19 protein-coding genes and 1 pseudogene are annotated in these 22,942 nt (G+C 68.1%); 13 read left to right on the top strand and 7 right to left on the bottom strand.

Annotated features, from left to right (window positions below):
• A pseudogene (locus BST28_RS24265) lies at positions 1–1,631 on the top strand (PE family protein); the annotation flags it as partial.
• 19 nt (positions 1,632–1,650) lie between these two features.
• On the opposite strand, the gene glgP reads toward BST28_RS24265, so the two are convergent.
• Entirely contained in the window at positions 1,651–4,236 is a 2,586-nt protein-coding gene (gene glgP / locus BST28_RS21345; RefSeq protein ID WP_065288984.1) for an alpha-glucan family phosphorylase, read from the bottom strand.
• A gap of 502 nt (positions 4,237–4,738) precedes the next feature.
• Here glgP and BST28_RS21340 point away from each other — a divergent pair.
• Complete coding sequence (locus tag BST28_RS21340; RefSeq protein ID WP_065288985.1) at positions 4,739–6,784, top strand: alpha-1,4-glucan--maltose-1-phosphate maltosyltransferase; 2,046 nt, start codon at positions 4,739–4,741, stop codon at positions 6,782–6,784.
• Complete coding sequence (glgB, locus tag BST28_RS21335; protein ID WP_083082958.1) at positions 6,781–8,997, top strand: 1,4-alpha-glucan branching protein GlgB; 2,217 nt, start codon at positions 6,781–6,783, stop codon at positions 8,995–8,997. The genes BST28_RS21340 and glgB overlap by 4 nt, the downstream gene beginning before the upstream one ends.
• A gap of 9 nt (positions 8,998–9,006) precedes the next feature.
• Here the strand turns inward: glgB and BST28_RS21330 are convergent, their stop codons facing one another.
• Both BST28_RS21330 and BST28_RS21325 read right to left on the bottom strand, forming a co-directional pair.
• Complete coding sequence (locus BST28_RS21330) at positions 9,007–9,906, bottom strand: tetratricopeptide repeat protein (protein WP_083082957.1); 900 nt, start codon at positions 9,904–9,906, stop codon at positions 9,007–9,009.
• Positions 9,907–10,049: 143 nt separating this feature from the next.
• Positions 10,050–11,231, bottom strand: coding sequence for an acetyl-CoA C-acetyltransferase (locus tag BST28_RS21325; RefSeq protein ID WP_065288988.1), 1,182 nt, complete (start codon positions 11,229–11,231; stop codon positions 10,050–10,052).
• Between the two features lie 82 nt (positions 11,232–11,313).
• Between BST28_RS21325 and mce the strand changes: the two genes are divergently transcribed.
• Positions 11,314–11,805 carry a methylmalonyl-CoA epimerase gene (gene mce / locus BST28_RS21320; RefSeq protein WP_083082955.1) on the top strand — a complete coding sequence of 164 codons (492 nt, stop codon included), beginning with the start codon at positions 11,314–11,316 and terminating at the stop codon, positions 11,803–11,805.
• Between the two features lie 10 nt (positions 11,806–11,815).
• On the opposite strand, the gene BST28_RS21315 is transcribed toward mce, so the two are convergent.
• Genes BST28_RS21315 through nucS form a run of 3 tightly spaced genes read right to left on the bottom strand, consistent with a single transcriptional unit; the run spans position 11,816 to position 13,948 of the window.
• On the bottom strand, positions 11,816–12,106 hold the full coding sequence (locus tag BST28_RS21315; RefSeq protein ID WP_083082952.1) for an Rv1322 family protein: 291 nt from the start codon (positions 12,104–12,106) through the stop codon (positions 11,816–11,818).
• 30 nt (positions 12,107–12,136) lie between these two features.
• Complete coding sequence (locus BST28_RS21310; RefSeq protein ID WP_083082951.1) at positions 12,137–13,231, bottom strand: NADH:flavin oxidoreductase; 1,095 nt, start codon at positions 13,229–13,231, stop codon at positions 12,137–12,139.
• Between the two features lie 45 nt (positions 13,232–13,276).
• A complete protein-coding gene (gene nucS, locus BST28_RS21305; protein WP_019736209.1) occupies positions 13,277–13,948 on the bottom strand; it encodes an endonuclease NucS in 672 nt (223 codons plus the stop codon).
• Between the two features lie 46 nt (positions 13,949–13,994).
• On the opposite strand from nucS, the gene BST28_RS21300 reads away from it, so the two are divergent.
• From BST28_RS21300 to BST28_RS21270, 7 genes are all read left to right on the top strand, one after another.
• Entirely contained in the window at positions 13,995–15,599 is a 1,605-nt protein-coding gene (locus BST28_RS21300; protein WP_029249031.1) for an adenylate/guanylate cyclase domain-containing protein, read from the top strand.
• Positions 15,600–15,701: 102 nt separating this feature from the next.
• Positions 15,702–17,207: a DNA-3-methyladenine glycosylase 2 family protein gene (locus tag BST28_RS21295; RefSeq protein ID WP_083082949.1), complete on the top strand. Its 1,506-nt coding sequence runs from the start codon at positions 15,702–15,704 to the stop codon at positions 17,205–17,207.
• On the top strand, positions 17,204–17,695 hold the full coding sequence (locus tag BST28_RS21290) for a methylated-DNA--[protein]-cysteine S-methyltransferase (RefSeq protein WP_065288994.1): 492 nt from the start codon (positions 17,204–17,206) through the stop codon (positions 17,693–17,695). Before BST28_RS21295 ends, BST28_RS21290 begins: the two co-directional genes overlap by 4 nt.
• Before the next feature lie 46 nt (positions 17,696–17,741).
• Positions 17,742–18,089 carry a type VII secretion target gene (locus BST28_RS21285; RefSeq protein ID WP_083082946.1) on the top strand — a complete coding sequence of 116 codons (348 nt, stop codon included), beginning with the start codon at positions 17,742–17,744 and terminating at the stop codon, positions 18,087–18,089.
• Positions 18,090–18,095: 6 nt separating this feature from the next.
• Positions 18,096–19,259 carry a hypothetical protein gene (locus BST28_RS21280; RefSeq protein ID WP_083082944.1) on the top strand — a complete coding sequence of 388 codons (1,164 nt, stop codon included), beginning with the start codon at positions 18,096–18,098 and terminating at the stop codon, positions 19,257–19,259.
• Positions 19,260–19,270: 11 nt separating this feature from the next.
• Positions 19,271–19,831 carry an LpqN/LpqT family lipoprotein gene (locus BST28_RS21275; protein ID WP_083082941.1) on the top strand — a complete coding sequence of 187 codons (561 nt, stop codon included), beginning with the start codon at positions 19,271–19,273 and terminating at the stop codon, positions 19,829–19,831.
• Positions 19,831–20,547, top strand: coding sequence for a hypothetical protein (locus tag BST28_RS21270; RefSeq protein WP_083082939.1), 717 nt, complete (start codon positions 19,831–19,833; stop codon positions 20,545–20,547). The genes BST28_RS21275 and BST28_RS21270 overlap by 1 nt, the downstream gene beginning before the upstream one ends.
• On the opposite strand, the gene BST28_RS21265 is transcribed toward BST28_RS21270, so the two are convergent.
• Positions 20,544–21,638 (bottom strand): PE-PPE domain-containing protein, encoded by a 1,095-nt coding sequence (locus BST28_RS21265; RefSeq protein WP_234808366.1) that lies wholly within the window; start codon positions 21,636–21,638, stop codon positions 20,544–20,546. The genes BST28_RS21270 and BST28_RS21265 overlap by 4 nt on opposite strands.
• A gap of 188 nt (positions 21,639–21,826) precedes the next feature.
• On the opposite strand from BST28_RS21265, the gene BST28_RS21260 reads away from it, so the two are divergent.
• On the top strand, positions 21,827–22,192 hold the full coding sequence (locus BST28_RS21260) for a DUF4345 domain-containing protein (RefSeq protein ID WP_065288997.1): 366 nt from the start codon (positions 21,827–21,829) through the stop codon (positions 22,190–22,192).
• 138 nt (positions 22,193–22,330) lie between these two features.
• Positions 22,331–22,891, top strand: coding sequence for a helix-turn-helix domain-containing protein (locus BST28_RS21255; RefSeq protein ID WP_109560758.1), 561 nt, complete (start codon positions 22,331–22,333; stop codon positions 22,889–22,891).
• The last annotated feature ends 51 nt before the right edge of the window (positions 22,892–22,942 follow it).

Genomic DNA, 22,942 nt, shown 5'->3' with positions numbered 1-22,942 from the left:
GGGGTTGGGGCGCGCGCGGTGGACTTTCCGGCGCGAGCGGGCTCTTCGGAACCAGCGGAACGGTCGGCAACGCCGGTGCGGGCGGCAACGCCGGCGACGGGGGCAACGGGGGCCAGGGCGGCGACACCGGTGCTGGCGGCCACGCCGGAGCAGGCGGCAATGCCGGCGACGGCGGCCAGGGCGGGGGCACCTCCTTCGGCTGGGCCAGCCCGTCTGATCCCATCCGGTTCGGCGTCGCCGGGGCCGGCGGTGACGGCGGCAACGGTGGAAACGGCGGCAACGCCGGTGCCGGCGGCTGGGGCGGCACCGGCGGCACCGGTGGCTGGGGCGGCGAAGGCGGCGCGGGCCATAACGGTGGGGATGCCGGAAACGGTGGCAACGGCGGGGACGGCGGCAGCGCCGGCACTGGTGGCACCGCCGGGAACGGCGGAAACGGTGGCTTCGGTTTCCTGGGCGGCAACTACCACGGGAACACCGACGGCGTCAGCGTCCCGGTAGGCAGCGCCGGCAACGGCGGCAGCGGTGGAGCCGGTGGCGACGGCGGCAATGCGGACGGCGCCGGCAACGCCGGAAACGGCGGCGACGGCGGTCGCGGTCTCGCCGCCGGCGTCGGCGCCCCGGGCATTCCGGAAGGCCGTGGCGGCGACGGCGGCAACGGCGGCAACGGCGGCAGTGCCGGTGACTTTGGTACCGCCGGTGACGGCGGCGAGGGCGGCGTCAGCCTCCTGGGCGGTCTGCACGCCGGCAATGGCGGTGACGGTGGCAGTGCTGGGGTGGGCGGCCACGCCGGCGACGGGGGCAACGGCGGCGACAGCATGAACGGTGCCGGCGGTGACGGCGGCAAGGGCGGCAACGCCGGCACCAATGGAGACGCCGGGTGGGGCGGCTACGGCGGTGCCGGCGGTTCCCAACAGCCCGCCAACGGCGTTGGAGGCGCCGGCGGCAACGGCGGCAACGGCGGTTCGGTTGACGGCTTCGCCGGCGGTAAAGGCGGCGCCGGAGGCGCCGGCGGCAGCATCAGTCACCAATATGCCGATGGCACCGGCTACTACGGGGGCGGCGGGGGCGGCGGAGCAGGCGCCCCCGGCAGCTCCGCCGGCCACGGCGGCGACGGTGGCAACGGTGGCCAGGGCGGTTGGAGCACGACCGCCAGCAGCGGAGGTCGAGGCGGTGCCGGCGGCTATGCCGGCGCCGACGGTGGCGCCGGGGGCAATGGCGGCGATGGCGGTCACGTCTACGGCGGAAACGGTGGCAACGGCGGCAACGGTGGTACCGGAGTCGGCGCCGATGGCGGTCGCGGTGGCAACGGCGGCAACGGCGATGCCCGCGCGGATGTCAACAACGGCGGTGGCGGCGCCGGAGGCAACGGCGGCAACGGCGGCGACGGCACCGCCGGCGGAAACGGCGGTGACGGCGGCAACGGCACTAATTGGGGCTTCGGCGGCGACGGCGGGCAGGGCGGCAACGGCGGATCCGTAGGCCCGAATGGCAACGGCGCCGGCGGCGACGGCGGCGACGGTGGTAACGGCACCGCCGAGCAGTACACCGGCGGCAACGGTGGCGCCGGTGGTGACGGTGGCGCAGACGGGACCCCCGGCACTACCGGAACCGCCGGCCAGAACCGTCCCTGAGCCCGGCAGGCCGCCGGCCTCAGGCCAAGGTCACCAAGCCCAGCTCGGCGTCGCCGGACAGCAAGGGATGGCTGGGCAGCACCCGCACGGTGTAACCCACCGAGCCGGCCACCGGTAGCGGGGTGGTCGTCGAGAACACCGCGGTTCCGTCGGGGGCGGTGCGCTCGTGCGTCATCATCACGGTCACCGGTTCCAACAGGCTGTCACCGGAGTCCACCCGGCCCAGCACCGCTTGCACCGTCACCTCGTCGGGCGCCAGGCCGGCCAACCGAACCGTGGCGGTCAGCGTCAGCTCCGAACCCAGCAATGGGCTGTCGGGCAGTCCGGTGCTGTCGACGTCGGTGATCTCGATTTGCGGCCAGGCCCGCTCCACTCGGTTGCGGTAGTCAGCCAGTTGTCGAGCCGCACCGTACGGCACGCCGTCGATCGGTGCGCAGGTACGCCGCATCGACTGCGCCGCCGGGGCGTAACACTGCTCGACGTAGTCGCGCACCATCCGCGAGGCCAGCACCTTCGGTCCGAGGGTCTGCAGCGTGTGGTGCACCATCTCGATCCACCGCGGCGGCACACCACGTTCGTCGCGGTCATAGAACTTCGGCACCACCGAGTGGGCTAACAGGTCATAGAGCGCCGCGGCCTCCAGATCGTCGCGGCGGTTCTCGTCTGCCACCCCGTCGGCGGTGGGTATCGCCCAGCCGTTCTCGCCGTCGAACCACTCGTCCCACCAGCCGTCGCGGATGGACAGGTTCAATCCGCCGTTGAGCGCACTTTTCATCCCCGAGGTGCCGCACGCCTCCAGCGGTCGCAGCGGATTGTTCAGCCACACATCGCATCCGGCGTAAAGCCGCCGGGCCATCGACATGTCGTAGTCGGGCAAGAACGCGACGCGGTGGCGCACTTCCGGACGGTCGGCGAAGCGCACCACCTGCTGGATCAGCGCCTTGCCGTCATCATCGGCCGGATGGGACTTGCCGGCGACGATCAGCTGGACCGGCCGCTGCTCGTCGAGCAGCAGCTGCTCCAACCGGTCGGGGTCGCGCAGCATCAATGTCAACCGCTTGTAGGTCGGCACCCGGCGGGCGAAGCCGATGGTCAGCACATCGGGATCGAATGCTGTTGCAATCCACCCTAATTCGGCCTCGGAAGCCCCGCGTTCCAGCCCAGACTGCAGCAGTCGCAACCTGACCTCATCAACGAGCAGCGACCGCAGCCGGGAGCGGATCGACCACAGCGCGACCGGATCAACCTCTTGGAGGCGCTGCCAGGCCGCGGGCTCACTGAACGAATCCGCTTCGGCCAGGTCGCGGCCGAGCTGCAGCCACGGCGGAGCCGCCCAGCTCGGTGCGTGCACGCCGTTGGTGATCGAGCCGATCGGCACCTCGTCAGCGTCGAAACCGGGCCACAGGCCGTTGAACATGGCCCGGCTGACCCGGCCGTGCAGCCGCGAAACCCCGTTGGCGCGCTGGGCCAGCCGCAGACCCATGTGGGCCATGTTGAACGCGCCGGGCTCGTCTTCGGCGCCCAGCTCGATGATCCGCTCGACGGGCACACCGGGGGCCAGAGCGTCACCGTCGAAGTAGCGGCGCACCATATCGACGCCGAACCGGTCGATCCCGGCCGGCACCGGGGTGTGGGTGGTGAACACCGTCGCCGAGCGCACCACGGCCAGCGCGGTGTCGAAATCCAGGCCGTCTTCGGCCATCAGCTCACGGATGCGTTCAATGCCGAGGAAGCCGGCGTGCCCCTCGTTCATGTGGAAGACCTCGGGCGCGGGGATGCCCTTGAGCGCGGTGAACGCCCGGATCGCGCGCACCCCGCCGATCCCGGCCAGAATCTCCTGACGGATCCGGTGCTCCTGGTCGCCGCCGTACAACCGGTCGGTGACGCCGCGCAGCTGATGCTCGTTCTCGCCGATATCGGAGTCCAGCAGCAGCAGCGGTACCCGGCCGACCTGTGCCACCCAGATCCGCGCGCGCAACCGGCCCACACCGGGCAGCGCCACCTCGATCAGAACCGGGTCAGCCGCGGGACTGTTCGGATCGGACAGCAGCCGCAATGGCAGTCCCTGCGGGTCCAGCGCGGGATAGGTCTCGCGTTGCCAGCCGTCGGCGGTCAGCGATTGGCGGAAATATCCGGAGCGGTAGTGCAGGCCGACCGCGATCAGCGGTACGCCCAGATCCGACGCCGACTTCAGGTGATCCCCGGCCAAGATCCCCAAGCCGCCCGAGTAGTTGGGCAGGGCTTCGGCGACCCCGAACTCCATCGAGAAGTACGCGATGGCGGCAGGCAGTTCCGCGCCGCCGTCCCGCTGGTGCTGATACCACCTGGGCTGGGTCAGGTAGTCGTCGAGGTCGGCCGACAGGGCGTCGAGCCGGCCGGTGAACGCGTCGTCGGTGGCCAGTTCATCGAGCCGGTTGGGGCTCACCGCGCCCAGCAGCGCCACCGGATCGCGGCCGCATCCGGCCCACAACTCCGGGTCGATGGCAGCGAAGAGCTCCTGGGTCGGCTGCTCCCACGACCAGCGCAGGTTCATCGACAGTTCCTCGAGTGCCCGCAGCCGCTCGGGAAGATGGGCACGAACGGTGAACCGGCGGAGAGCTTTCACGCGTCACCACCTTACGGCGGTTCAGCGAGTCTCGCCGGAGTCGACCCGAAGGGGCGGCGAAGGCGAGCCGAAGCTGGGACCGCCGAAACAGGCCAGCGGTTCAGCGAGTCTCGCCGGAGTCGACCCGAAGGGGCGGCGAAGGCGAGCCGAAGCTGGGACCGCCGAAACAGGCCAGCGGTTCAGCGAGTCTCGCCGGAGTCGACCCGAAGGGGCGGCGAAGGCGAGCCGAAGCTGGGACCGCCGAAACAGGCCAGCGGTTCAGCGAGTCTCGCCGGAGTCGACCCGAAGGGGCGGCGAAGGCGAGGCGAAGCTGGGACCGCCGAAACAGGCCAGCGGTTCAGCGAGTCTCGCCGGAGTCGACCCGAAGGGGCGGCGGAGGCGAGGCGAAGCTGGGACCGCCGCCGCGGACCACACGATTCGGTTGCGAACCGGACGCTTCCTGCCGGCCGGCGTCGACGGCCCATTACCGTGGGCAACGGTAGCCCCAACGAACGGAGTGTGAGTGCCTGGTCGGGTCGAGGTCGACGACGTCGAACCGGTCATCTCGTGCGGCCGCTATCCGGCCAAGGCCGTGGTCGGCGAGACGGTGCCGGTGAAGGCCACCGTGTGGCGGGAGGGCCACGAGGCGGTCGCCGCGACCCTGGTGGTGCGCTACCTGGGGCGGCACTATCCGCGGCCCGGGGAAGCGCCGGTGAGCTCACCCGAGGCCGGCTCGGCGCCGCTGCACATCCGGATGCAGACCGGATTCGACGCCTACGTGTTCCACGCCAGCTTCACCCCCGACGCCGTCGGGCTGTGGACCTTCCGCGTGGAGGGCTGGGGTGATCCGCTGCAGAGTTGGCGCAGCGCCGTGACCGCCAAGCTCGACGCCGGCCAGGGCGAAGCGGAGCTCTCCAACGATTTGTTGATCGGCGCCGCGCTGTTCGACCGCGCGGCGGCGGCCATGCCGCGCGCCCAACGCCGGCCGGTGCAGGCGGCCGCCGCCGCCCTGCGCACTCCCGGTGATCCGGTTCCCCGGGCCGCCCCGGCCCTCTCGGCGGAAGTCGACGAACTGCTGGCCCGCCATCCGTTGCGAGAGCTGGTCACCCACGGCCAGGAACACCAGGTGTGGGTGGATCGGCCGCTGGCCCGCCGCGGGGCGTGGTATGAGATGTTCCCCCGCTCGACCGGGGGTTGGGATGCCCACGGCCGCCCGGTGCACGGGACACTCGCCACCGCGGCGGCGGCACTGCCGCGGATCGCCGAGATGGGTTTCGACGTGGTCTACCTGCCGCCGATCCACCCGATCGGCCGGGTGCACCGCAAGGGCCGCAACAACTCCGCGACCGCCGAGCCCGGCGATGTCGGTTCGCCGTGGGCCATCGGCAGCGCCGAGGGCGGTCACGACGCGGTACACCCGGATCTGGGCACCATCGACGACTTCGACGCCTTCGTGGTGGCCGCCGGCCGGCTGAACCTCGAGGTGGCGTTGGATCTGGCATTGCAGTGCGCGCCGGATCACCCCTGGGCCAGCCAGCACCGGGAATGGTTCACCGAGTTGCCCGACGGCACCATCGCCTATGCCGAGAACCCACCGAAGAAGTATCAGGACATCTATCCGCTGAACTTCGACAACGACCCGGCCGGGCTGTATGCCGAGGTGCTGCGGGTGGTCCGGTTCTGGATGGATCACGGGGTCAAGGTCTTTCGCGTCGACAATCCCCACACCAAGCCACCGGACTTCTGGATCTGGCTGATCGCCGCGGTCAAGAACATCGACCCCGACGTGCTGTTCCTGTCCGAAGCGTTCACCCCTCCGGCGCGCCAGTACGGGCTGGCCAAACTGGGCTTCACCCAGTCCTACACGTACTTCACCTGGCGGACGACGAAAGCCGAACTCACCGAGTTCGGCCGGCAGATCGCCGAACTCGCCGACTACCGTCGGCCGAATCTGTTCGTCAACACCCCCGACATCCTGCACGCCAGCCTGCAGTCGGGCGGTCCCGGCATGTTCGCCATCCGCGCGGTGCTGGCGGCAACCCTGAGCCCGACGTGGGGGGTGTACTCGGGCTTCGAATTGTTCGAAGACCGCGCGCTGCACGAGGGCAGCGAGGAATACCTGGACTCGGAGAAGTACGAACTGCGTCCTCGTGATTTCGCCGCCGCTGTCGCAGAGGGCAGGTCTCTGGAGCCGTTCATCGCCCGTCTCAATGAGATCCGCCGGATGCATCCGGCACTGAGTCAACTGCGCACCGTGCACTTCCACCACGTCGACAACGACGCTCTGCTGGCATACAGCAAGTTCGATCCGGACAGCGGTGACACCGTGCTGGTGGTGGTCACGCTGAACCCCTACGCTCCCGAGCACGCGACGCTGCGGCTGGACATGTGGGCGCTGGGAATGGAGGACTACCAACGGTTCTGGGTGCGTGACCAGATCACCGGCGAGGACTACCACTGGGGGCAGGAGAATTGGGTGCGTCTCGACCCGGCGCGGGCGGTCGCCCACATCGTCAACATGCCGCCGATCAACGCCCACGCCCGCTCCGAACTACTGCGTCGCAGGTGAGCACGTTGGCCCGACACCTGGCGCCCGAGGGCGCGGATCTGGCCCGGCTCCTGGCCGGGCAGCACCACGACCCGCACGCGATTCTGGGTGCCCACGAATGCGGCGACGTCACCGTGGTTCGCGCTTTGCGACCGCGTGCGCGCCGCGTCGTGGTGCTCGTCGGCGCCGGCCGGTTCCCGATGCGAGCGCTCGGTTCCGGGTTGTTCGCGGCGGCCCTGCCACTGACCGGCCTGACCGACTACCGCCTCGAGGTGCACTACCCCGACACCGCGCAATTCGCCGAGCCCACCGGAATCTGCACGATTGCCGACGGTTACCGCTTCGCGCCGACTCTGGGCGAGATGGACCTGCACCTGTTCGCCGAGGGGCGCCACGAACGGCTCTGGGACGTGATGGGCGCCCATCCCCGCACATTGACCACTGCCGACGGCGAGGTTCGCGGCGTGTCGTTCGCGGTGTGGGCGCCCAACGCCACCGGCGTCGGCCTGATCGGTGACTTCAACGGCTGGAACGGCAACGACGCCCCGCTGCGGGCGCTGGGTTCCTCGGGGGTCTGGGAGGTGTTCTGGCCCGACTTCCCCGCCGGTGGCCTCTACAAGTTCCGCATTCATGGCGCCGACGGCACCGTCAGCGACCGCGCCGATCCGTTCGCCTTCGCCACCGAGGTCCCGCCGCGAACCGCGTCGCGCGTGACGCAGAGCGTCTACAGCTGGAATGACGCGGACTGGATGGCGCAGCGCGCCCGGCGAAACCCGGTGGCCGAACCGATGAGCACCTACGAGGTGCACCTGGGGTCGTGGCGGCCCGGCCTCGACTATCGCCAACTCGCGTCGGAGCTGACGGAATACGTTGTGCAGCACGGCTTCACTCATGTCGAGTTGTTGCCGGTCGCCGAGCACCCGTTCGGCGGGTCGTGGGGATACCAGGTGACGTCGTACTACGCTCCGACGGCACGATTCGGCACACCCGACGATTTCCGGGCTTTGGTCGACGCGCTGCACCGCGCGGGTATCGGCGTGATCGTGGACTGGGTGCCGGCCCATTTTCCCAAGGACGATTGGGCGCTCGGCCGCTTCGACGGCACCCCGCTTTACGAGCACGCCGATCCGCGACGGGGCGAGCAACTCGACTGGGGCACCTACGTCTTCGACTTCGGCCGGCCCGAGGTGCGCAACTTCCTGGTCGCCAACGCGCTGTACTGGCTGACCGAGTTCCACGTCGACGGGCTGCGGGTGGACGCGGTGGCATCGATGCTCTACCTGGATTACTCGCGGCCGGAGGGCGGTTGGACCCCCAATATCCACGGCGGCCGCGAGAACCTGGAGGCGGTGCAATTCCTGCAGGAGCTCAACGCGACCGCCCACCGGGTCGCGCCGGGAATCGTGACCATCGCCGAGGAATCCACCTCCTGGCCGGGGGTAACCCGCGACACCAGCCTTGGCGGCCTTGGCTTTTCGATGAAGTGGAACATGGGCTGGATGCACGACACCCTGGCCTATCTCGGTCACGACCCGGTGCACCGCAGCTACCACCATCACAACATGACGTTTTCCATGCTGTACGCCTACAGCGAGAACTTCGTGCTGCCGATCAGCCACGACGAGGTGGTGCACGGCAAGGGCACGCTGTGGTCGCGGATGCCCGGCGACGACTACCGCAAGGCGGCGGGCCTGCGCACCCTGCTGGCCTACCAGTGGGCGCATCCGGGCAAGCAACTGTTGTTCATGGGTCAGGAATTCGGGCAGCGCAGTGAATGGTGCAACGAGCGCGGCGTCGACTGGTTCCAGCTCGACCCGGAGCTCGAAGCGGACGGCTACTCCGCCGGCATCCTGCGCCTGGTCGGCGACATCAACGCCCACTACCGCGCGCTGCCCGCCTTGTGGAGCCAGGACGCCGACCCGCGCGGCTACTCCTGGATCGACGCCAACGACTCGACCAACAACGTGTTGAGCTTTCTGCGTTACGGCGCAGACGGTTCGATGCTGGCCTGTGTGTTCAACTTCGCCGGCGTCGAACATGCCGACTACCACCTGGGCCTGCCGCGCGCCGGGCGGTGGCGCGAGGTGCTCAACACCGATGCGATCGCCTACCGGGGTTCGGGGGCGGGCAACCTGGGCGGGGTCGAGGCGACCGACGCTCCGTGGCACGGCCGGCCCGCCTCGGCGGTGCTGGTGCTGCCGGCCCTGTCCGCCCTGTGGCTGGCGCCCGAATAGCGGCGGGAATCAGTACAACGCGTTGGCCAGGTTGCGCCGGCCCGCGATGACCTCGGGGTCAGCCGGGTCGAACAGCTCGAACAGCTCGACCAGCCGGGTCCGCACTTCTGCGCGCTCGTCACCGGAAGTCCGTCGCACCAATCCGATCAGCCGGTCGAACGCGGCGGTGACATCCTGGTTGAGGATCTGCACATCAGCCGCGGCGAGGGCTGCCTCGATGTCGTCTGGCGCGGCGTCGGCCAAGGCCGGCGCGTCCGCTGGTCGGCTGGTCGCGCGTTCCAGAAAGATGAGCTGGCGCAACGCCGCCTTGGCTTCGACGTGGTTGGGGTCGGCATCCAGCAGCGCCTGATAGGAGTCGCGGGCCGCGGCGAAGTCACCGGCGTCGAGTTGCTCACGGGCCTGCGCCAGCGCCGGGTCGACCGGGGCCGCCTGCTCGGAGTCTCCGCCTCCGGAAAGCTTGCCCGCAGTGGCCGACAGCAGCGAATCGACCCAGCGGCGCAGTTGCTCGGGTGGCTGAACACCCTGAAAGCTGGTGATCGGCTGGCCGGCGGCCAATGCCACCACGGTGGGCACCGCTTCCACACCGAAGACCTGCGCCACCCGCGGGGCGACATCGACGTTGACGGTGGCCAGCGACCATCTGCCGCCGTCACCGGTGGCCAGCCCGGCCAGGGTCTCGGCCAGCTGGACGCAGGCTTCGCTGCGCGGCGACCACAGCAGCACCACCACCGGCACCTGGTTGGACCGGACCAGCACGTCCTCTTCGAAATTGGCCTCGGTGATCTCGGTGGCCCCCTGCGGCGCCGAACCGTCACCGCCGGGGCCACCGGGCTGGGCCGAGCGCTTGAGACCGGACAAATCCACTGCTCCGGCCAACGCCGGGCCGATCGGGGGGCGAGGGCGAGTCACGCCGTCAAGTCTGTCACGCCGCCGCGGCGGTGCCGAGGGCCGGTTCCTGACCGCCGAAGCCCGTTATGACCAAAATCACACTTTGGCTGCGGCATCTCGGAGCTCGGGCGTCTCCAGCAACCTACGCAACCGTAGGGAGACGGTTATCCGGCCCGCAGGATCAGCGCGTCGCCCTGGCCGCCGGCACCGCACAACGCGGCCACCGCGTAGCCCGAACCGCGCCGCTTGAGCTCGAGGGCGGCGTGCAGGGTGATCCGCGCGCCGGACATCCCGATCGGATGCCCGACGGCGATCGCGCCGCCGTGCACGTTGACGACGTCCGGATTCACCCCGAGTTCGCGGGTCGAGGCCAGTGACACCGCCGCGAACGCCTCGTTGATCTCCACCACGTCGAGTTGGTCGACCGAGATGCCCTCGCGGGCAATGGCCTTCTTGATGGCGTTGGCCGGCTGGGACTGCAGGGTCGAGTCCGGCCCGGCCACCACGCCGTGCGCGCCGATCTCGCACAACCAATCCAGTCCCAGCTCCTGGGCCTTGGCTTTGCTCATCACGACCACCGCGGCCGCGCCGTCGGAGATCTGCGACGACGAGCCCGCGGTGATGGTGCCGTCCTTGCGGAATGCCGGCTTGAGCCCGGCCAGCGACTCCGCGGTGGTGTTGGCACGGATGCCCTCGTCCTCGGTGAACTCCAGCGGATCCCCCTTGCGCTGCGGGATCTTCACCGGCACCACCTCGTCAGCGAACACGCCGTCCTTCCACGCGGCAGCGGCCTTGCGGTGCGATTCGGCCGCAAACTCGTCCTGCTCGGCGCGGGTGAACTTGTCGGCCTCGTTGCGCTGCTCGGTGAGGGCACCCATCGGCTGGTCGGTGAACACGTCGTGCAGGCCGTCGTAGGCGAGGTGGTCCAGCACGGTCACATCGCCGTACTTGTAGCCCGACCGGCTGTCGATCAGCAGGTGCGGCGCCTTGGTCATGGACTCTTGCCCCCCGGCCACCACCACGTCGAACTCGCCGGCGCGAATCAGCTGGTCAGCCAGCGCGATGGAGTCGATTCCGGACAGGCACATCTTGTTGATACTCAGCGCCGGAACGTCCCACCCGATGCCGCCGCCCACCGCCGCCTGCCGCGCCGGCATCTGGCCCGCTCCAGCGGTCAGCACCTGGCCCATGATCACGTACTGCACCAGCGATGCCGGGACCTTCGCCTTCTCCAGCGCACCGGCGATCGCGATCGCACCCAGGTCGCTACCGGAGAAATCCTTCAGCGAACCCATCAGCTTGCCGATCGGGGTGCGTGCCCCAGCAACGATCACCGATGTCGTCATGACTACCTCCCGGGCGGGTGTGGGTGGCCGAACTAGGTGGATCGGCGCAGCGCGATGTTTCCGCTCAGGTTACCGTTACGTTATGACGACCGAATCCGTCGCTGGCTCTTTTGAGGTACGTCCCGCCTTGGCCTCCGCCTTGGTGACGGCGATCGACCATGTCGGCATCGCCGTGCCGGACCTGGAAGCAGCCAAGAAGTGGTATCACGACCAGCTCGGCATGATCGTGCTGCACGAAGAGGTCAACGAGGAGCAGGGCATCGTGGAGGCGATGCTGGCGGTGCGCGGCGCCCCGGTCGGCAGTGCCCAGATTCAGCTGATGGCCCCGATCGATGAGACGTCGACGATCGCGAAGTTCCTGGACAAACGTGGGCCGGGCCTGCAGCAGCTCGCCTACCGCACCAGTGACATCGACACGCTCTCCGAGCGGCTGCGTGAGCAGGGCGTGCGGCTGCTCTACGACGCGCCCCGGCGCGGCACCTCGAACTCCCGGATCAACTTCATCCACCCCAAGGATGCCGGCGGCGTGCTCGTCGAGTTGGTCGAGCCGGCCTCCACCGCCGCGGCGCACTGACGCTCTGCGATCAGGACCACTTCCGGGTGGGAGCCCGGGTCGCGCGATGGGCCCAGCACGACGTGTGCCAGTGCCGCCGGTCGTCGCCGTCGCCGCAGTCGTGCGGCCACACCGCCACATGCGCGATACCGGGACGAATCTCGTGGTCGCATCCCGGACACCGGTAGACCTTCACGGCCCGCGAGCCGGCGATCGCCGCGACGACGTAGTCAAACCCGTCGGGTCCGGTCTCGATCCGCTGTGAGAGCGGCAACGGCCGTGACGGCTGCCCCCGGTGCAACGGACGACGGCCACGAGCCATACCGATCAGCCTAGCGGCCATCAGCCGAGGTCAGGCCAGCGCCGCCAACGCCGCGGCCGCGTCGTAGCCGCCGAACCCGTCCAGTTCGCCCCGGCGGAGGCGGTTGACCCAGGTCGGGTCGGCCAGCAGTGCGCGCCCGACCGCCGCCACGTCGAACTCCCCGGCTTCGAACTGCTCGACCAGCCGGTCCACGGGGGCGGGTTGGATCACCTCACCGCGCTTTTCGCTGCGGAACTGCGTATTCAGCCCGACCGATCCGACCGCGATGACCGGCACCCCGGTGACCTTCTTGGTCCACCCGGCCAGACTCAGCTTCGCGTCGTGGTCGGGGAACGCCGCAACATCGTGCCTGCGCGTCGAGGGGTGCAGCACGTCGACCCCCGCCTCGACCAACGGCGTCAGCAGCTCCTGTAGCTGGGTCGGGTCGTCGACGATGGACGCCGCGTAATCGGTGCCCTTCCACTGCGAAAAGCGGAAGATGACCGGGTAATCCGGCCCCACCGCGGCACGTACCGCGGCGACCACCTCGGCCGGGAAGCGGGTCCGCGCGGCCAGCGATCCACCATAATCGTCGGTGCGTCGATTTGTTCGCTCCCAGAAGAACTGGTCGAGCAGATAGCCGTGCGCGCCGTGGATCTCGACCGCGTCGAAGCCGATGTGTCGCGCGGTCGCGGCGCTGTGCGCATACAGCTCCGCGATCGCAGGGAGTTCCTCGGCCTGCAGCGCCCGGCCTCGCGGGTTACCCCGTCCGTCGATACCGGAGGGGCCGACCGGCACCACACCGTCGGCGTCATCGCGCTGGATGCCCTGGTGCCACAGCTGCGCGGCGATCGTCGCGCCCTCGGAATGCACGGCGTCGACGACGCGCGTCCACCCGGCGAGTACCTCCTCGCCCGCGATGGCCGGCACGCTGAACGGGTGGCCCGCAGCCGGGTCGGGCAGCCGGATACCTTCGGTGATGATCAGGCCGACACCGCCGGCGGCGCGCCGTCGGTAGTACTCCGCGACATCGCGGCCCGGGATTCCGCCGGGGGATGCCTGCCGGGTCATCGGCGCCATCGCGAAGCGGTTCGGAACGGTCAGCGAGCGGACCGTCAGCGGCTGGAAGAGATCCTTGACACTCATGGATCGCTCCAACGCGCAAATTTTGCCGGCTATTCCGGCCGCTGATCAGAACAAGCGGTATTCGTCGCTGTTCATGCCTCGCATGGCGTCGTAATCCAGTGTCAGACAACGGATACCGCGATCGGTTGCCAGCGTGCGGGCCTGCGGCTTGATCTGCTGGGCGGCGAATACGCCGCTGACCGGCGCCAGCAACGTGTCCCGGTTGAGCAATTCCAGGTAGCGGGTGAGCTGCTCGACACCGTCGATCTCGCCGCGCCGCTTGATCTCCACCGCCACCGAGCGTCCCTGCGCGTCACGGCAGAGCAGGTCGACCGGGCCGATCGCGGTCATGTACTCGCGACGCACCAGGGAATACCCCTCGCCGAGCAGCTCGACGTGCTCGGCGAGCAGCGCCTGCAGTTGAGCCTCGACACCGTCTTTGACCAGACCCGGGTCGACGCCGAGTTCGTGGCTGGAGTCGTGTTCGATCTCTTCGATGGTGATCCGCAACTGGTCACCGGTCTTGTTCGCCACCACCCACACCGGGAACTCGCCGCCGGCTTCCTCGGTGAGCCGACACGGCGGGCTCATCCAGTTCAGCGGCTTATAGGCACGATCATCGGCGTGCACACTGACCGATCCATCGGCCTTCAGCAGCAGTAGCCGCCGGGCCGACGGCAGGTGCGCGGTGAGTCGGCCGACGTAGTCGACAGTGCAACGGGCGATCACGAGTCGCATCCGAACCACTTTAGGGCCAGCTCCGAACATCTATTCTTACGCCACGATGAAGCCGCCAATGACGACCGCGCAACGCCTGGGTCGCGTCCTGGAGCTGCTGACCCGCCAGAGCGGCCGGCTGCCCGAAACACCCGAATACGGCTCCTGGCTGCTGGGCAGGGTGTCGGAAAGTCAGTACCTGCGCCGGATTCGCATCCAGTTCATCATGACGGTCGTCATGGTGGGGACGAACCTGATCGGTGTCGGCGTCGCCGCCGTGCTGGTGACCGTGGCGTTCCCGGTGCCCAGTGTGTTCAGTGACGCCCCGGCATGGCTGACATACGGGCTGGTGCCCCTCTATGTGACGGCCGCCCTGGCCGGTGGTACATATGGGATCACCCGGCGCACGATCATGAAGTTGCGCTGGGCGATCAAGGAACGCGAACCGACTCGGGTGGACGAGCGCAACGCCTTCCAGACGCCCTGGCGGGTTGCGCAGGTGGTGCTGGCCCTGTGGGGTGTCGCCACCGTGCTGTTCACCGTGCTCTACGGGTTGGCCGACAGTGTCTTCATCCCGATCATCGGGTTCACCTTGAGCATCTGCGGCACCCTGGTGGCCACCGCCTGCTACCTGTTCACCGAGTTCGCCTTGCGGCCGGTTGCCGCTCAGGCACTGGCCGCGGGCCCGCCACCGCGGCGGTTCCTGTCGGGCATCATGGGCCGCACCATGATGGTGTGGCTGCTCAGCTCGGGCGTGCCGGTGCTGGGTATCGCGCTGACGGCGCTCTTCGCCCTGGTGTTGAAGAACCTGACCATGACGCAGTTCGGTATCGCGGTGTTGATGGTGTCGGTCGCGACGCTGGTCTTCGGATTTCTGCTGATGTGGATTCTGTCGTGGCTCACCGCAACCCCGGTGCGGGTGGTCCGCGCAGCGCTCAAACGCGTCGAGCAGGGGAATCTCCAAGGTGACCTGGTGGTGTTCGACGGCACCGAACTCGGTGAGCTGCAGAGCGGTTTCAACGCGATGGTGCGCGGTCTGCGGGAACGAGAGCGGGTGCGCGACCTGTTCGGTCGTCATGTCGGGCGCGAGGTTGCCGCCGCCGCCGAACGCGACCGGATCCAACTCGGCGGCGAAGAGCGCCATGTCGCAGTGCTTTTCGTCGATATCGTCGGATCCACGCAGATCGTGACCGCTCAGCCCGCCACCGAAGTCGTCGCCCTACTCAACCGATTCTTCGCGGTGGTCATCGATGAAGTCGACCGCCATCGGGGACTGATCAACAAGTTCGAGGGCGATGCGACACTGGCGATCTTCGGCGCCCCGAACCATCTCGATCAGCCCGAAGATGAAGCGCTTGCCGCCGCTCGCGGCATCCTGTACCGGCTGGCCGAGGAGGTACCCGAGATTCGGGCCGGCATCGGTGTCGCGGCCGGGCAGGTCGTCGCCGGGAATGTCGGTGCCAAAGAACGTTTCGAGTACACGGTGATCGGAGAACCGGTCAACGAGGCGGCCCGGCTGTCCGAGTTGGCCAAGACCCGGGAGCTTCCCCTGTTGACCACGGCGGCGACGCTGCGCTCCGCCAGCATCAACGAGCAGGCGCATTGGGTGCTGGGCGAGTCGATGGTGCTGCGCGGCTACGACCAGCCCACCGTGCTGGCCGGGCCGTTGTAACGCCCCTTGGCGAATACCGACGCGTGGTGGAAGCCGCGGGTCCCCCACTATCGTGTCGCATTTCCGCTAGTGTCATCGGCCGGCGCGTGCCATGGTTACAACGTGCACGACGACTTCGACCGCTGCTATCGTGCCGTGCAGTCCAGCGATGCCCGCTTCGACGGATGGTTCTACACGGCGGTGCTGACAACCGGAATCTATTGCCGCCCCAGTTGTCCGGTGCGCCCTCCCCTGCCGCGCAACGTGCGGTTCTACCCCAGCGCCGCCGCCGCGCACCGGGCCGGTTTCCGGGCCTGCAAGCGTTGCCGACCCGATGCCGCACCGGGGTCTCCGGAGTGGAACATCCGCAGCGACGTCGTGGGCCGGGCGATGCGCCTGATCGCCGATGGCACGGTGGACCGGGAGGGGGTGACCGGGCTTGCCGGCCACCTCGGCTACTCGGCCCGTCAGTTGCAGCGCCTGCTGCAGGACGAGGTCGGCGCCGGCCCGCTGGCGTTGGCCCGCGCCCAGCGGGCACAGACGGCCAGGATCTTGATCGAGACGACGGATCTGCCGTTGAGCGACGTCGCGTTCGCGGCCGGGTTCGCCAGCATCCGGCAGTTCAACGACACCGTCCGCGTGGTATACGCCAACACCCCGACGGCATTGCGGCAGAAGGCATCTGACCGCACCACGCCCGGACCAGACCGGGACGCCCACGGCCCAGGCGCCCTGTCACTGCGGCTGCCGGTACGCACCCCGTTCGCGTTCGAAGGGGTCTTCGGGCACCTGGCGGCGTGCGCGGTTCCCGGCTGTGAGGAGGTCCGCGACGGCGCCTACCGACGCACGCTTCGCCTGCCGCACGGCAACGGCATCGTCAGCTTGATGCCGGCCACCGATCACGTCCGATGCGGGCTGATACTCGACGACTTCCGGGACCTGACCGCCGCGATCACCCGCTGCCGACGACTGCTGGACCTCGACGCCGACCCCGAAGCAGTCGTCGAAGCCCTCTCCGATGACTCCGAATTCGCGCCGGTCGTGGCCAAGGCGCCGGGGCAGCGCATTCCCCGGACGGTCGATGAAGCCGAGCTGGCGGTGCGGGTGGTGCTCAGTCAGCAGGTGTCGATCAAAGCGGCCCGCACCCACGCACGCCGACTGCTGCTTGCCCACGGTGAGCAGATCACCGATCAGGCCGGCGGGCTGACGCACGTCTTTCCCTCGGTGGACCGGCTCGCCGACATCGACCCCGACCAGCTCGCCCTGCCGCAGGCGCGGCGGCGTACCCTGCTTGCCCTGGTCGCAGGGTTGGCCGACGGCACCGTCGTCCTGGGCGCCGGCTGCGATTGGGACCGGGCCCGGCATGCGCTGCTGGAGCTTCCCGGCGTGGGCGCTTGGACCGCGGAAGTCATCGCGATGCGCGGGCTGGGCGACCCCGATGCGTTCCCGGTAACCGATCTGGGCGTGCAGGTGGCCGCCCGTCAGTTGGGTTTACCGGACCAACCAAAGGCGCTGAGCCGCCACGCCGCCCGCTGGCGTCCGTGGCGGTCGTATGCCACCCAGCATCTGTGGACAGCGCTCGATCACGCCGTGAACGACTGGCCCCCGGCCTCCAAGGAGATCGCATGACCTGCCAACGCATTATCGACAGCCCGATCGGGCCGCTCACCCTGGCCGGTAAGGACGGCAAGCTCAGCCATCTGCTGATGCTCGACCACTCCCACGCCCCCGACCAGACCGGTTGGCGACGCGACGACACCGCCTTCCCCGACGTCGTCGAACAACTCGCGGCGTATTTCGCGGGCGACCTCACCGAATTCGACTTGACCTACCACATGGCCGGCACCGAGTTTCAGCGGCGGGTGTGGACCGCTTTGCTGACGATCCCGTACGGCCAGACCCGCTCCTACGGCCAGTTGGCCATGCAGATCGGGGCGCCGACGGCTTCGCGGGCCGTCGGGTTGGCCAACGGCCGCAACCCGATCTCGATCATCGTCCCGTGCCACCGCGTCATCGGCAGCAACGGCAGCCTGACCGGCTACGGCGGCGGTATCGACCGGAAGCGGGCACTGCTGGACCTGGAGCGCCAGCACAGCCACGCCACGCTGTTCGATTGAAGCCGGGTGAATTGGCCATCACTGCCGATCCCGTTAGCCTTCCGGGGTGACCACACCGGGGCTTCGGGTCGTGCCGGACGGCCTGCGCGCGCTGGCACAGCGCTGCGAGCAACTCGCCGGTCAGGTCGCGGTGACGCCGCCGACGATGACCGCGCCCTCCTGGCAGTCCAGCGGGGCGGCGGCGACGGCGGTCAGTGCCGGTGCAGGCAGGGTCGGCAAGGTTCTTGCCAGCCGGATGCAGGCGACCGCTGCCAAGCTCACCGTGGCGGCGAACGACTTCGAGGCTATGGACGACGGTGGAGCCGCAGCACTGGCGGCGGTGGGCTTGAGCGCACCGGCCGGCGGTTTCCCAAACGTCGACGGCGGTGCCGGTGGGCTCGGGCTGCCGGGGTAGCCGTCGATGACGCTGAGCAATGGCTGGCCGTCGCTGTCCGAGGTGAGGGCGGCGAGTTGGGACTGCCTCAACGCCTCCGGCGAGAACTGGTCCCGGCTCGCCGACGCCTGGGAGAACGCCTTTGCCGAGGTCCGCAACGCCTCGGTGCGCCCCGGCGGGACCGTGTGGGAGGGCAGCGCCGCGCACGGCATGCAGGAGCGCACCGCATCCGATGCCGTCAGAGTGCGGTCACCGGCGGATCAACTGCGGGTCGCCGCCGAGATCGCCCGGCGGTGCTGCAGCCAGCAGGAGACCAACAAACAGTCGGTACTCAACGCGGTGAATGCCGCTGTCCGTGATGGTTTCACCGTCGACGACGACTACACCCTCACCGACACCCAGACCTACAGTTCCGTCGCGGAACGCGACGTGCGAGAACATGCCGCCGACGGCCACGCCAGCGCGATCCGTACCCGCCTCAACAACCTGGTCGACTCCGAGGCCGACATCGCCCGCGACCTCACCACCGCCGCCGCCGCGTCAGATCGCCTCAGCTTCGCCGAAGATGGCGTTGACGGCAGCGCGGGCGCTGCGGACATACCCGGCGCAACACCGGTGGACAACCATCACCCACCGGAGACGGAGCCACCCAGTAGCGCCGCCGACGATGCTCCCGGGTTCGTCCCGTCGCTCAAAGATGTGCTGATCGCCACCGAAGGTGCGATCGCCGGCACCGCGGAAGGAGTGCGTCAGACGGTACTCGACACGGTCGCAAAGGGGCCCGCCAAGGGCCCAGGTGCACCCGACCCGGGCCTGCTGAAATGGTTCGAGGATCCGAAGATCGGCGGTGTCGAACTCAGAGGATTCTCCCGGGTCGCCCGCGTGACCGGAGTGGCCGCCGCGGTCCCCGCCGTGATGTCGGACGTCCAGGACGGAAACTCATTCACCGAGGCCGTCGTCCGCGAGAGCGCCGGAGTCGCAGCGGGTCTGTGGGCGGGCGCTCAGGCTGGAGCATTGGCCGGGTCAATAGTTCCTGGTGCCGGAACCGCGGTAGGCGTCGTGGTGGGCGCCACTGTCGGAGCCGGTACTGCCTACCTTGCATCCAAGGGGGTCGAGTCCGTCTGGGATCCGGTCACTGATGCAGTAGGCAGCGTCGCGCAGGGCGCAAAGTCGCTGTTCGGGTTCGGATAGGGCCATGGAACATGCAATTCGATGAGTTCGTGGCTGGGCACGGCATCGCCGTCTCCCCGGTCGACCGGTTCGACGGGTTGGTGGTGGATGTAGGCGTCCCAAGAGACTGGAAACCCTTCGACTCCGCGGTCGGCATCGGCGTGTGGGTCTGTCGCAGCGACCCACGCATGAACGACTTCTGCACCAATGCGGTATTGACGCTGCATCGCGTCGAGGCATCCCTTGACGCCGGTGCGGTATTCGCCATGTTGTCGGAGCAACAGCTGCAATCGGTGCCGGGATGTCATGAACTGTACCGGGAACTCACTACGGCCACCGAGGGCCCCGGCGACGCGGGCGTCCTTGCGATGCAGATCGCTCATGAACCGGGCAGCCTCGACAGCGTGTCCCGATCCCGGATCATCACCAACGAGCAGCAGACCCTGATCGCGCAATTGACGGTGACCGCGCTGCATGATTCACCGGTGGACAGAAAGAACATCTGGCTATCGATACGCACGGACACCGCGGGCCAGCGCCCGAGCAGCGATCGCGGCGGGACCCCGGTGGGCAGAACGCAGGGTGGCAGCTGATGGCGGGTGATGCATCGAAAGGGCGCTGGGGACGGGTAATTCGGTACAGCTTCGGCGGCTTCCTGCTTCTGTTGGCGCTAGCCGACGCCCAGGTCGGATTCCCGTGGTACGGGACCCTTGGGATCGTGTGCGCGGCACTTCTCATCCTCGTTGGCCAACGTCGGATTCTCCGCCCGGGCGTTCACCGCACAGCCGATGAGGTCATCTGTCGCTACGTTCCCTGGTTCGAGGGAAACGCGTACATGGCCATAGCAATAATCCCGCTCATGGGGGTGGCCATGACTGCGGCGGGCCGAAATCCCGACTATCCGGCGTGGTTCCGGATCGGTGGCATTATCCTGCTGAGCGTCATGCCGTTGGCGTTGTTCAGCGTTCTGCGCATGTGGCGCCGATGCCCACTGTGTTTTTCCCCAACGGCACTGACCCTACGGTCGTCCACTCCCGGCTCCAAGCTGACCGAAATCCGCCGCGAGCACATCGAGTCGATCACCCCCAAGATGCTCCGCAACCCGGTCAACGGCCACTCCTTGCAGACCGAAATCACCTACCACACCCCCGATTCCAACAGCACCGACACCGTCACACTCGGCCTGCACCTCACCGTCCAGCCGCGCAACCTCGCCGACGCCCTGCTCGCCTGGAAAGATGCCACCGACGAAGACCCGAATAATCTGCTGGATCGGATCGAAGGAATTCTCCGGGGAATACCCACTTAGCCCAGGAGATCTATCGGGTCAGGCATGTCGTACGGGGTCGTATCGGTGAACGCGGTCAAGAAATTGAACAGACCCGTCAACGCTTCTTCGAGCGATGGGTGCGGCGAGTCGAGATAGCCGGCGAGGTATCCCTCGTTGACGATCCCGGCCAGCGACGGGTGCTCCTGCAACGAGTAAATCGTGTAGGTGTCGGGGTCGAGCAAGCTGGCGATGGAATTGTTGATCCCGTCGACGACCCCCTTGCCCAACGCGGTGAGTAGCTCGCCGAAATCGATGTCGGTCGGGAATAATCCGGATCCCGCGGCCACATCGACATCGCCCGGCGGCCAGCCGTGGTCGATGCTGCCGTAGCCGAGATTCACCAGGATCCGAGTGACGGGTTCCAGAAGCTCATAAAGCGGCATCCCGATTATCGGAAACAACTGCAGCGGCGCCAACAACGGCAAGATCTCGGACGGCAGCATGTGGAAGGTGGTCAGCGAGTCGGGATCCGCGGTCGGCAACTCGATTGCGTTCGCGATCTGCTCGGGCGTCGCACTCAGATACACCGAGTGTCCGTAGATGAAGCCCAGCGCGGAGTTGAGGTCCGCCAGCGGGTTGAAGTAGGTCGGCTTGAACGCGACCGGGTCGTACTCGTAGTTGTAGACGTCGGTGTGATACAGGTCGGTGGGGATGGTGCTGGTAGACGGGGAACCGATGAGCACGAACCGGACAAGGTCGTTCGACACGTCGTGTTCGCCGAGCCACTGCATCAGCCCCACGGAGATTGAGGAGCTCTGCGAATAGCCGAACACCACGATCGGGTGATCGGCGTCGACCTCGCCGCTGTTGAGTCGCTCAGCGACCGCGTTCTCGAGCAGCTGCAGGCCGACCGCGCGCGAGGTGTCGCTGACGTTCTCCGGGGTAAACAACGACACCAGCTCGCCACCGAATCCGTGCGGGCTCAAGAACAGATCATCGACAGCATCGAGGTAAGTCTGGGGCGGCTGCGGGATACCGGTTCCGCCCATCACGAATGCGACGCCGTCACCCAGCGACGTGCCGTTGCCGGTGAGCTCGAACGCCCGCGACTGCGCTCCGGCCACTGGCATACCGGCAACCAGGCCGGCCGCTACGACCGCGGCAACAACTGGCAGGCACGAATAGCTGCGCACCGCGTATCCTCCTGTTAATTTCCTTAACTGAACCTGAAACGCTATAGCTCCTCGGTCGACCGCGCAATACCGATGAGCTCCGAGAGCACTTCTCCAGGGCGCCCACAACAGCAAGGAGCAGTGAAATGGCGGTATTCGCAATAGCCTTCATCGCCGTCTTTTTCCTGGCCATGGGCCTCTACGCGCTCGCAGCACCGACAGCCCTGGCCCAACCTCTCGGCATCACGCTGACCTCCTCAACGTCGCGGTCGGAGGTCCGCGCGGTATACGGCGGATTCGGTGTGGCCATGGCAGGAATCTTGGGTTTCGCGGCCGTCAATCCCGAGTACCGCGCTGGAATCACACTTACCGCCGCGGCCGCCCTGGCCGGAATGGCTTTCGGGCGCCTGCTATCCGCCGTCATCGAGCGCCGCCGGACACCGTTCTATCCCAATTGGTTCTACTGTTTGGTAGAGGTGGGAGCGGCTTTGCTCTTGTTTTCATCACGCTGAATCGGCGGCAAACTGGCTCTTCCGACTTGATGGGGGTCCTGGGGTGACCGATTCGGATCGTGTCGGTGACTGATTGAGGGCTCGCGCCCTTGTGAACTGGGTGTTCTTCACGCATCCAACACAAGAAGGGCGCGAGCCTTGTCCAACGATAGTTCCTTGCTGCTCGGTCTCGATGGCATCGTCGTCGATGCGGTCCGCGTCGGTCACGATGGTGTCCGGGTGCTCGAGGTCCGCACCGCCCCGGACTGGGTCGGCCGGTGCACGACGTGCCAGACCCGGTCCACTGCCGGCCACCGCGGTTGGGTGATCACCCGACCGCGTGATGTCAAGATGGGGCCAGGACGACCGCTGATGGTGTGGCGGAAGCGAAAATGGCTGTGCACCAACGACTCATGTGAGAAGAAGACGTTCACCGAGGCGACACCAGCGGTCCCACCGCGTGCCCGGATCACGCTACGGGCGAAGACCGAGATGGCCCACGCGGTCCTCGACGATGACCGGTCGGTGGTCGCGGTCGCTGACGCCTACGGCTGCACCTGGAACACCTGCCACGCCGCGGTGGCCACGACCGCCGATGCGGCCCTTGACGGTGAGCCCGAGCCGATCACCGTGCTCGGCATGGATGAGACCCGCCGCGGCAAGGCCCACTACGAGACCGACCCCGACACCGGCGGAGCAATGATCAATACCTGTGGATGAGCCTCGGTGAGGCGGCGTAGGAAAGGGCGCACCTTCCCGAGGATGATCTGA

It is taken from the genome of Mycolicibacter kumamotonensis, from assembly GCF_002086285.1.
Lineage (GTDB): Bacteria > Actinomycetota > Actinomycetes > Mycobacteriales > Mycobacteriaceae > Mycobacterium > Mycobacterium kumamotonense.
This window is presented reverse-complemented; position numbering and strand designations above follow the sequence as displayed.